We start from the raw sequence: 10,791 nt of genomic DNA, 5'->3' as shown, positions 1-10,791 counted from the left end.
TCACGCAGAGCGGCCAACCGCTCCCACGGATCCTCTTTCAAAAACCGCAGCGCCACATCATAAGTCGCCCCACCCCAGCACTCGATGGACAACAACTGCGGCATCATCCGCGCCACATACGGCGCCACCTTGAGCAACCCAGTGGACCGCAACCGGGTGGCCAACAACGACTGATGGGCATCGCGGAACGTGGTGTCGGTGACCCCGAGGGCCTTGCTGTCGCGCATCCAGGCCGCGAACCCCTCGGGCCCCAACTCGACCAGACGCTGCTTGGAGCCGGCCGGCGGCACCGTCGACAGATCCAACGACGGCAGCTTGTCCTGTGGGTACACCGTCGACGGCCGCTCGCCATTGGGCTTGTTCACCGTGACATCGGCCAGATAATTCAAGATCTTGGTACCGCGATCGGCCGGCGTGTGCGCGGTCAGAAGCTGCGGACGGTCGTCGATGAACGAGGTGGTGACCCGTCCGGCCCGGAAATCGGGATCCTCGATGACTGCCTGCAGGAACGGAATGTTCGTCGACACCCCACGGATGCGGAACTCCGCCAGCGCTCGGCGGGCCCGCGAGACCGCCGTGGAAAAGTCGCGCCCGCGACAGGTCAGCTTTACCAGCATCGAGTCGAAGTGCGCCAGCACTTCGGCCCCGACGTTGGTGCCGCCATCCAGGCGCACCCCCGCACCCCCGGGTGACCGGTAGGCGGTGATCCGGCCGGTGTCCGGACGGAAGCCATTAGCCGGATCCTCGGTCGTGATCCGGCACTGCATCGCCGCTCCGCGAATGACCAGCGAGTCCTGGCTCAACCCCAGATCGGCCAGCGTCTCCCCGGCCGCGATCCGCAGCTGCGAACCGACCAGGTCCACATCGGTGATCTCCTCGGTCACCGTGTGCTCCACCTGAATGCGTGGATTGCACTCGATGAACACGTGATGCCCACGCTCATCGAGCAGGAACTCGATGGTGCCCGCACAGCTGTAACCGATCTGGCGGGCCAGAGCCACCGCATCCGCGCAAATCCGCTCGCGCAACCCAGGATCCAGGTTCGGCGCCGGCGCCAGCTCGATCACCTTCTGATGCCGCCGCTGCACACTGCAATCCCGCTCGAACAGGTGCATCACATTGCCCTGCGTATCGGCCAGGATCTGTACCTCGATGTGGCGCGGGTTGATGACGGCCTGCTCCAAGTACACCTCGGGGTCACCGAACGCCGACTCGGCCTCGCGCGACGCCGCCTCCACCGCCTCGGGCAGCGCATCGGGACCGGTCACCCGGCGCATACCGCGCCCACCGCCACCAGACACCGCCTTGACGAACAGCGGGAACGTCATATCCCGTGCGGCAGTGACCAATTCGTCGACCGACGACGACGGTGCCGACGATGCCAGGACCGGCAGGCCCGCTGCCCGCGCAGCGTCGATCGCCCGCGCCTTGTTACCGGTCAATTCCAGAACCTGCGCCGAGGGGCCTACAAACGTGATGCCCGCCTCCGCACACGCCGAAGCCAATTCCGGATTCTCCGACAAGAACCCGTAACCCGGGTACACCGCGTCCGCACCGGAATGCTGGGCGACCCTGATGATCTCGTCCACCGACAGGTACGCCCGTACCGGATGGCCGATCTCGCCGATCTGATACGACTCGTCGGCCTTCAGCCGATGCAGCGAATTGCGATCCTCATACGGATACACCGCCACCGTCGCGATGCCCATCTCGTAGGCAGCGCGAAACGCACGGATCGCGATCTCGCCACGGTTGGCGACTAACAGTTTGGAAATCACGGGTAGACCTAACCGACAAGTTATTGCGGAAGTGTTACAGGAGCGTTGACCAGTATTCCCAGAAACGCACCAAGATCAACAGCAAAAGTGAGGTGAACCAGAGCGCCACGAGCGACCACCGCCACTGGTGGACAATTCTGGCGACCGCGTTGGTGTGCAGCGGCCGAAGCGCGATGGAGCTCGTCACCACCAGCAGCGGGATGGTCACCGACCACACCACCATGCAGTACGGGCACAGGGCACCGATGCGGTAGAGGCTCTCGAAGATCAGCCAGTGCACCATGACCGCACCGAGCAGGCTTCCCACCGCCAGTCCGGCCCAGTACCAGCGGGGCAACCGGACGCCCGCGACGGCCAGAACACCCGTGACCAGGGTGACCGTGAACGCGACCACCCCGATCAGCGAGTTGGGGAACCCGAAGACCGATGCCTGCCACGTGGACATCACCGAGCCACAGGAGATCACCGGGTTGATGCTGCAAGAAGGCACGTAGCTCGGATCGATCAGCAGCTCGATCTTCTCGACCGTCAGTGCCAGCGCCGCCGCCAGACCGAGGACGCCGGCGATCAGTATCCAGACCGCACCGGCCTTGCCGACGGCGACTCCCGGGACCTTTCCGGTCCCGGCATCGCCGGGTTCGTCGAGCTCGGACGCTGCGGCGTCAGTCATGGGTGGGCCGGCGCGGGGGCGGGCGGTGCGGGCGCGGCCGGCGCCGGCGGGGCGGGGGCTGCAGGGGCGCCGGGAGCGGGAGCGGGAGCGGCCGGAGCGGGAGCGGGACCGTTCAGGGCCGGCAGGTCGCCCACAATCTCCTTGACCTTCGCGATCAGCGCGTCCGGCGTGGTCGGGCTGTAGTCCTCACCGTTGAACTTGACGGTCGGCGTCGAGTGGATCTCGGTGGCTGCGGCCATACCCTGCACCATCTCCACGTAGCGAGCCTTGGTGATGCAATTGGGCACCTCACCGGCGGCTCCGGCCTGGCGGGCCAACTCGATGATCCGGGCATTGTCCGGGTAGACGCCGCCACCCTCCTCCGGCTGGATTCCAGGGGTGTACAGCGCGGAGTGGAAGCGGCGGAACGCGTCGACGGACTCGTCGGCGACGCAGTAGGCAGCACCACCGGCCCGTGACGAGTAGCCGTTGCCGGCCTTGTCCAGGATTGCGACCATGTGGTAGTCAGCGGCCACAGCGCCCGCGTCGATCAGCTTGTTGATGGTCGGGCCGAACTGTCGCTCGAGCATGCCGCACGCCGGGCACAGGAAATCCTCGTAGAGGCTCAGTGTCACCTTGGGCTCAGTTGTGCCCTCTTTGGTGACCACGTTGGGCGCCGCCACGTGGATGGCCCTGGCTTCCCCGGTGGCAGGCCGCTTGTGGCCGGTCGTCACGATGTAGAGCACCAGCCCGACGGCGAACACCACCACCACGGCTGTGAGCCCGATCTGAACGAACAGGTTGCGCTTGCGGTCCGCCGCCTTGAGGTCGTACTTCGCGGTCTTCTTCGGTTTGGCCACGTCGACAAGCGTACCGGCGCCGACAGGTCAACTTTCGGCGTGGCTGAGATGTGCGCGCAGGGCCGAGATCATTGCGTTCGTCGCGGTGGCGCTGCCGCCTCCCAGCGGGAAGAAGTTGGCGAACGCGTGGATCATCGACCGCTCTTCGCGGAGGTCCACCACCACCCCGGCGTCCTGTAGGGCTCTCGCGTAGCGGTTCCCCTCGTCACGCAGCGGATCGAACCCGGCGGTGACCACCAGCGCAGGTGGCAAGCCGGACAGATCCTCGCTCAGCAGCGGTGAGATCACCGGGTCCTCGGCGGTCACCTCGGCACCGTCGAGGTAGTGCGCGCCGCACCAATCCATGTCGTGTTTGCTCAGGAAGTAGCCGTCGGAGAACAGGGTCTTGGATCGCGTGTCGCTCGACATGTCTGCAACCGGATAGAGCAACAGCTGCAGCGCCGGCAGCGGCAGCTCGGAGTCGCGGGCCTGCTGCGCCACGACGGCCGCCAGATTGCCGCCCGCGCTGTCTCCCCCGACCACGATGCGCGTGGCGCCCAGGCCGGCAGCATGGTCGAGCGCCCAGCGATATGCGGCATACGCATCGTCGACGGCGGCCGGCGCCTTGTGTTCCGGCGCGAGCCGGTAGTCGACGGAGATCACCTGGATTCCACCGTCCCGGCAGATCAACCGGCACAGGCTGTCATGGGTGTCGAGGTCACCGAGCACGAAGCCGCCGCCGTGGAAATACAGCAACATCGCCGACGTCGCCGGGGAGCCCGTGCCGTCGGGGACGTAACGTCGCGCCGTCAGAGGGCCGGCCGGTCCGGGAATCGAAATCTCGGTCACGTCCGCGCGGATGTGAACCTTCATCATCGCCGCGGTGGCCCGCAACGCGGCCCGCGAAACAGCAACGCCAGACTCCGGGCTGTAATCGGCGACGAGGCCCCCGACTCCGGCTGCCCGCTGAGCGGCCAGGGTGAATTGCAGCGTGGTGTCCAGGGTGTTGCCGTCGACGACCACCGAACGCCCGCCCAGCAGCAGGCGTTTGGTCCGGTCGGAAATCCGCGGAATCGCGGACAGGGTGAACTTGGTTGCCCGCTCGAGCACCGCCTGTTTGACCGTGTCCCGGCCGTGGCCACCAGGTCCGCCCTGGATCTGCCCGCCTGGCAGACTTTCAGTCATGGCTGCTCCCTCTATGAGTCCTCGTGTCACGCTGAACGACGGTAATTCGATACCGCAAGTCGGGTTGGGGGTTTGGCAGACCCCCGCCGAGGAGACCGAACGCGCGGTGTCCACGGCCCTGCGGGCAGGCTATCGGCACATCGACACCGCCGCCGCGTACCGCAACGAGGCCGAAACCGGCCGCGGCCTGACCGACTCCGGGGTCCCGCGCGAAGACGTGTTCCTGGTGACCAAGCTGTGGAACAGCGATCAGGGATACGACTCGACACTGGCCGCGTTCGACGCCAGCCTGGACCGGCTCGGCGTCGACTACCTCGACCTGTATCTCATCCATTGGCCGGTGCCGGCCAACAACGCCTACGTCGACACCTTCAAGGCTTTCGCGCATCTGCGCGATCAGGGCCGGATCCGGTCCATCGGCGTGAGCAACTTCGCACCCGAACACCTGACGGTCCTGATCGACGCCACCGGCATCGTTCCCGCGGTCAATCAGATCGAATTGCACCCGCTGCTACCGCAACACGAGCTTCGCGAGGTACACGCCAAATTGGGCATCGCCACCGAGGCGTGGAGCCCGCTGGGCCAGGGCTCGCTGCTCGGCGATCCGGTGATCACCGGCATCGCCGAACGGCACGGCAAAACCCCCGCACAGGTACTGATTAGGTGGCATATACATCTGGGTAATATCGTCATCCCCAAGTCAGTGAACCCGGAGCGGATTGTGAGTAATTTCGACGTGTTCGATTTCGATCTGGACCAGTCGGACATGTCGGCCATCGCCTCGTTGGAGACGGACACCCGCCTGGGACCCGACCCCCAAACCTTCAACTTCACAGGATAGGTGCCATGACCTCCTCTGACGGGGCTGCGATTCCCACCGTCACACTCAACGACGACCGTACGATCCCGGTCGTCGGTTTCGGTGTCGGCGGACTCTCGGATTCCGAGGCGGAGCGCGTGGTGTCGGCGGCCCTTGAGTCCGGTCACCGCTTGATCGACACCGCCGCCGCCTACGGCAATGAGGCCGGCGTCGGCCGTGCCATCGCAGCATCGGGAATTCCGCGTGAGGAGATTTCGGTCACCACGAAACTGGACATCGCCGATCAGGGTTTCCAGTCATCGCAGAATGCCGGCCGCGCCAGCCTGGAGCGGCTCGGGCTCGACTATGTGGACCTCTACCTGATTCATTGGCCCGGCAACGACATCGGCAAGTACGTCGACAGCTGGGGTGGGCTGATGGCCCTCAAGCAGGAGGGCGTGGCCCGCTCCACCGGCGTATCCAACTTCAGCCCCGAGAACCTGTCGACGATCGTCGACCTGACGTTCGTCGCTCCTGCGGTCAACCAGATCGAGCTGCACCCCTTGCTCAATCAGAGCGCCTGGCGCGCCGCCAACACCCAGTACAACGTCGTCACGCAGGCCTACAGCCCGCTCGGTGTCGGCAATCTGCTCGACAACCCGGCCGTCACGGCCATTGCCGAGGCGCACGGGAAGACCCCCGCGCAGGTCCTGATCCGCTGGAGCATCCAGCTGGGCAACAGCGTGATCTCCCGCTCGACCAAGCCGGAGCGCATCGCCTCCAATCTCGACGTGTTCGGCTTCGAGCTGACCACCGATGAGATCGCGGCTCTCGACAGTCTCGATAATGGCACCCGGTTCCGGCCCGACCCGGCGACGTTCACGGGCTAGCTTCTCTTCCGCCAGCAGACGCAAAACTGCCCTTTTTCACGTGAAAATGGGCAGTTTTGCGTCTGCTCGCGAAGGAATTCAGCCCGTGGGGCACGTGCCGGCGGCGTCGCGCAAAACCCCGGCCGACGCGGTGTCGACCGGAAGCGCATAACCCCGCAGCACCTCGACGAACTGGACCGCGTACTGGCACCAGAACGCGCGGTTCGGCGGCATCCAGTGGGCAGGCTCCTGATCGCCCTTGTCCTGGTTGGGCTTGCCGGCGACCGCCAGCAGATTGGCGGGGTCGTTGGCGAACCGCAGCCGCAGCTCATCGGGCCAGTTCCGCGCGCCGAGATCCCAAGCCAGCGCCAGCGGCACGATGTGGTCGATCTGCACCGAGGCACCGGTCTGGTTGCCGCGCACGAACGACACCACCGCATTCGTATACGGGTCGTGCAAGGTGCCGGTCGCCACGGCGGTCGGACACCGTTTGATCGCGACGAACGTCTTGTCGACGAGGTCACGGTTGAGGATGTCGTTGCGGGTGTCACAGCCGTTGTGTCCACCGGGCGCGCCGTTGTCGTCGTCCCAGGACTCCCCGAACGCCGCGCGGCGATAGTCGTTTCCGCGCATCCGCAGCGGCACCTCGGGCACTCCGGCCAGCAGATCAACCCCGGGCGCGACGCTGGGTGGTTGAGCCTGCGCGGCGAACCGGTCAGGACGTTGCGTCGACCACGCCACCTGGATGGCGACGACCACTGCGAGTGCCACGGCTGCGGCCAGCCACCACATCCGTCGGCGGGTCACGCCTTGTCCAGGTATTCGACGCGGTCGGTGTCGACGAATTGGGCTGCCAGAAGTGCCATCCCGGGATCGTCGGGCCTCTTCTCATACACCGATTCGCAGAGCTCCCTGGCATCGGTGATCACGCCCAGGTGATCGGCGAGCGACAGGAAGCGCAGATTGATCGTGCGCCCGGACTGGTTGAGCCCCAGCACATCCCCCTCACGACGCTCCTGCAGATCGAGATCGGCCAGGGCGAACCCGTCGAGCGTGGCGGCGACGGCTTTGATCCGTTCGCCGGCCTTCGAGGTCTCCGGCAGCCGGGTGGCGAGCAGACACAGACTGGGATGCCGGCCACGACCGATCCGGCCGCGCAGCTGATGAAGCTGGCTGATTCCGAAGCGGTCGGAATCCATCACCACCATGACGGTGGCATTGGGGACGTCGACACCGACCTCAATCACCGTGGTGCACACCAGAACGTCGATCTCTCCCGCGCGGAACGCGCCCATGACCAGGTCCTTGTCCTCCCCGGACAGCCGGCCGTGCATGAGGCCGAGCCGCAACCCTGCCAATGGTCCTGCGCCCAGTCGGTCGAACAGTTCCAGGACCGTGACCGGTGGGGGGCCGCCCTCGCCATCGTTGTTGACCTTGGACTTATCCGACTCGTCGATGCGCGAGGCCACCACGTAGGCCTGGCGTCCGGCGCCGACTTCCTCCCTGATCCGGGCCCACGCCCGGTCCAGCCATGTCGGCTTCTGCGAGACGAAGATGGTGTTGGTGGTAATGGGCTGACGACCGCGGGGAAGCTCACGCAACGTCGAGGTTTCCAGGTCGCCGTAGACGGTCAGTGCCACCGTGCGCGGAATCGGCGTCGCGGTCATCACCAGCAGATGGGGTGTGACTCCGTCACGCGCCTTGGCGCGCAAGGTATCCCGCTGCTCGACTCCGAATCGGTGTTGCTCGTCGACCACAACCATCCCGAGGTTGTGGAACTCGACCGCCTCCTGCAGCAGTGCGTGGGTGCCGATGACGATGCCCGCCGCGCCAGAGGCCACTTCGCCGCGAGCCTCCCGCTTCTGCTGCGGCGTCATCGAACCCGTCAGCAACGCGACCCGGGTCCCGTGCTCGGCCCCACCGAGTTGGCCTGCCATGGCCAGCGGCCCGAGCACGTCGCGGACCGACCGGGCATGTTGGGCGGCAAGCACTTCCGTCGGTGCCAACAGGGCACACTGGTAGCCGGCATCGACCATCTGCAGCATGGCCAAGACCGAGACGATCGTCTTGCCCGACCCGACCTCGCCCTGCAACATCCGGTTCATCGGACGCGTCGCGGCCAGTTCCTCCGAGATCACGTCGAGCACCTCGGTCTGGCCCTGCGTGAGCGCAAACGGCAGCCGGGTCGCCATCTCGGCGGCAAGCCCGTCGGTCCTGCGCAACGCGACGGGCCCGGATTCGCTGAGCTCCCCGTAGCGCCGTGCCACCAGACCCCACTGCAGGCCGATCGCCTCGTCGTAGGTCAACCGTTCCATTGCCCGATCCCGGTCGACCGAGTTCTCGGCCAGATGGATGGCCCGGAGCGCCTCGTCCTCACTCATCAGATCCCGCTCGCGCACAAAGGATTCCGGGAGCGGTTCCGGGACGGGGTCGAGCACGTCCAACACCTGACGCACGCAGGCATAGATGTCCCAGCTCTGCAACTTGGCGCTGGCCGGATAGATCGGGAAGAAGTCCCGCTCGAACGCCGACAGCAACTCGTCACCCGTCGCACCCGAGCTGGTGGCGATCGCCTTCATCGCCTTGCTGCCGTGGGTCTTGCCCGTCGGGGAATCCAGCACCAGATAGGCCGGGTGCGTCAATTGCATTGCGCCCTTGAAGAATCCGACCTCGCCCGACAACATGATCCGGGTTCCGGTGGGCAGTTGGTCGATCATCCAGCCGGCGTTGAAGAACGTGGCGGTCACCTTGGGCCGGTGTTCCCCCAGCGTGACGCGCAGCCATTTGCGGGCACGCTTGCCGGGTTGGCTGCGCATCAACCCGTCTTTGGTGTCGGTCACCACGTCGACGAACGTGACGTGCTCCCCTTCCTCGAGGTCCAGGGCGTCGTCCTCACCACGTACCGACATGCCCTCGCTGTATTTGCGCGGATAGTGGCGCAGCAGGTCGTTGACGGTGCGCAAGCCGAAATGGTCGAAGAGCTTGTCGGCGCCCTTCTTGCCGAGGATGAAGTCGAGCCGATCGCCGAGGGCGGCCACTACTCCACCCCGATCAGCAGGGCGTCGCCGCGGTGGCCCGTGTGATACGTCACCAACTCGGCGCCGAGGTGCGCCCGGTGGACGTGGGCCTGCAGCGCCTCCCCCACGGTGTCATCGACACCGTCGCCGGTCAGCACCGTGATCAGCTCTCCACCGGCCACCATCAGCAGATCGATCAACCCGGCGGCGGCCGCGGTGAGATCGGGCCCGACGATCAGCACCTCGTCGCCGGCGATGCCCAGCCCGTCACCCGGCTTGCAGGTGCCCGCCCAGGTCAACGCTTCGTCGGTGGCGATCCGCACCGCACCGTGCCGTGCTCCCGCGGCGGCGCGCGCCATGGTGTAGCCGTCGTCGACGGCTTGCCGACCCTCGTCGTGGACGGCCAGCGCCGCCAACCCCTGCACCATCGAACCGGCCGGCACCGGCACCACGTCGATCCCCCAACCGATCGCGGCAGTGCAGCCCGCCACGAGTTCCTCGGCGGCGACATACCCGTTGGGCAACACCATCACCTGAGCCGCACCCACATCGATCAGCGCACGCAACAACTGCTGCGCATTGATCGGCTCGCCCCCTTCGGGCCGCAACACGTGCGCGCCCTCACCAGCGAACAGCTCGACGCCGCCGTCCCCGTCGACCACCGCGAGCACGGCCCGCTCGCGAGCCCATCCACCGACTGTCCTGACACCCGCGGCGACGGTCAGCGCGGTGATCTGAATGCGGTTCAGTGTCCCGACTGCCAGCCCGGCCTCGACTGCGGCGCCGGCATCGTCGAGATGGACGTGCACCGAGTACTGATCGCTACCTGAGGCGGCGATCGCCACCGACTCACCCGTCTGCTCGAGCACTGCCCGCAGCCCCTCGACGGCAGCCGCACCGCACCCGCTCAGCAGGTACATGACCTCGAACTGCGGCGGTGCCGCCGCGGCCGCCACTGCGGCCTGCGGCGGGGCCGGGGTGTAGATCGGACGTCGGGGCGCGTGGCCGGCCAGCGTGACCGTCATGGCGTCGAGCAGGACGAGCAGGCCACGGCCGCCGGAATCGACCACCCCGGCCTTGGCCAGTACGTCGAGCTGTTCCGGCGTGCGGTCCAGGGCGGCCGATGCGGCCTCGCCGGCAGCGGCCGCCACATCGGCGACGTCGCCCCCGGCAGCCGCGCACCGTTCGCCGGCCTCGGCGGCCGCCTGCAGCACGGACACGATCGTCCCCGGCACGGGCTCACCCATCGAGGTCACGGCCAGGGCGGCGGCATGGCCCAGCGCCGTGCCGAACAGCGCTCCGTCGACCGCATCGAGATCGCCGTCACGCTTGGCCGCTGCGGTGGTGATGGCCTCGGCCAGGCCCAGCAGAATCTGGGACAGGATCACCCCGGAGTTGCCCCGGGCGCCCTGCAATGCTCCGGCCGCCAATGCACTCGCCACCGCCGTGATGTCGGCGCCAGCCGGCTCGGCGTCGACGTGCGCCCACGCCGAACGCATGGTGAACAGCATGTTTGTCCCGGTATCGGCGTCAGCCACCGGAAACACGTTGAGTCGGTTGATCTCGTCGGTGTGGACTATCAGCTCATCGACAGCGGTATGGGCCCAGGCCCGCAGAGCGGGGGCATCCAGCCGCCGAGCCGACATCGGACCTCC

At 66.9% G+C, this 10,791-nt stretch carries 9 protein-coding genes; 2 read left to right on the top strand and 7 right to left on the bottom strand.

What is annotated here, in order from left to right; all coding sequences use genetic code 11:
* The 4 genes from ACZYZF_RS22620 to ACZYZF_RS22605 form a co-directional block, all read right to left on the bottom strand.
* Nucleotides 1-1,778: pyruvate carboxylase (locus tag ACZYZF_RS22620; RefSeq protein WP_463836860.1), on the bottom strand; the 1,778-nt coding region annotated here is incomplete at its 3' end.
* 34 nt (nucleotides 1,779-1,812) lie between these two features.
* Nucleotides 1,813-2,448, bottom strand: a complete 636-nt coding sequence (locus ACZYZF_RS22615; RefSeq protein ID WP_463744207.1) for a vitamin K epoxide reductase family protein — start codon at nucleotides 2,446-2,448, stop codon at nucleotides 1,813-1,815.
* The gene (locus ACZYZF_RS22610; RefSeq protein WP_463744208.1) at nucleotides 2,445-3,287 is read right to left on the bottom strand and encodes a DsbA family protein; all 843 of its coding nucleotides are present in this window, start codon (nucleotides 3,285-3,287) and stop codon (nucleotides 2,445-2,447) included. The genes ACZYZF_RS22615 and ACZYZF_RS22610 overlap by 4 nt, the downstream gene beginning before the upstream one ends.
* A 27-nt stretch (nucleotides 3,288-3,314) precedes the next feature.
* Nucleotides 3,315-4,451, bottom strand: coding sequence for an alpha/beta hydrolase (locus tag ACZYZF_RS22605; protein WP_463744209.1), 1,137 nt, complete (start codon nucleotides 4,449-4,451; stop codon nucleotides 3,315-3,317).
* Nucleotides 4,452-4,464: 13 nt separating this feature from the next.
* Between ACZYZF_RS22605 and ACZYZF_RS22600 the strand changes: the two genes are divergently transcribed.
* Both ACZYZF_RS22600 and ACZYZF_RS22595 read left to right on the top strand, forming a co-directional pair.
* Nucleotides 4,465-5,292, top strand: coding sequence for an aldo/keto reductase (locus tag ACZYZF_RS22600; protein ID WP_463745242.1), 828 nt, complete (start codon nucleotides 4,465-4,467; stop codon nucleotides 5,290-5,292).
* A gap of 5 nt (nucleotides 5,293-5,297) precedes the next feature.
* Nucleotides 5,298-6,140 (top strand): aldo/keto reductase, encoded by an 843-nt coding sequence (locus ACZYZF_RS22595; protein ID WP_463744210.1) that lies wholly within the window; start codon nucleotides 5,298-5,300, stop codon nucleotides 6,138-6,140.
* Nucleotides 6,141-6,218: 78 nt separating this feature from the next.
* Here ACZYZF_RS22595 and ACZYZF_RS22590 read toward each other — a convergent pair whose 3' ends face one another.
* From ACZYZF_RS22590 to ACZYZF_RS22580, 3 genes are read right to left on the bottom strand one after another with little or no spacing between them, the layout of a single operon-like run.
* Nucleotides 6,219-6,911: an HNH endonuclease family protein gene (locus ACZYZF_RS22590; RefSeq protein WP_463745243.1), complete on the bottom strand. Its 693-nt coding sequence runs from the start codon at nucleotides 6,909-6,911 to the stop codon at nucleotides 6,219-6,221.
* An 11-nt stretch (nucleotides 6,912-6,922) separates the two neighbouring features.
* On the bottom strand, nucleotides 6,923-9,157 hold the full coding sequence (gene recG / locus ACZYZF_RS22585; protein ID WP_463744211.1) for an ATP-dependent DNA helicase RecG: 2,235 nt from the start codon (nucleotides 9,155-9,157) through the stop codon (nucleotides 6,923-6,925).
* Entirely contained in the window at nucleotides 9,157-10,782 is a 1,626-nt protein-coding gene (locus tag ACZYZF_RS22580; protein ID WP_463744212.1) for a DAK2 domain-containing protein, read from the bottom strand. The genes recG and ACZYZF_RS22580 overlap by 1 nt, the downstream gene beginning before the upstream one ends.
* Nucleotides 10,783-10,791 lie beyond the last annotated feature (9 nt).

The sequence above is a fragment of the Mycobacterium sp. IDUB_24 genome, assembly GCF_055419385.1.
Note: the sequence above shows the minus strand (reverse complement) of the source record. Positions and strands in the feature narration are given on the sequence as shown.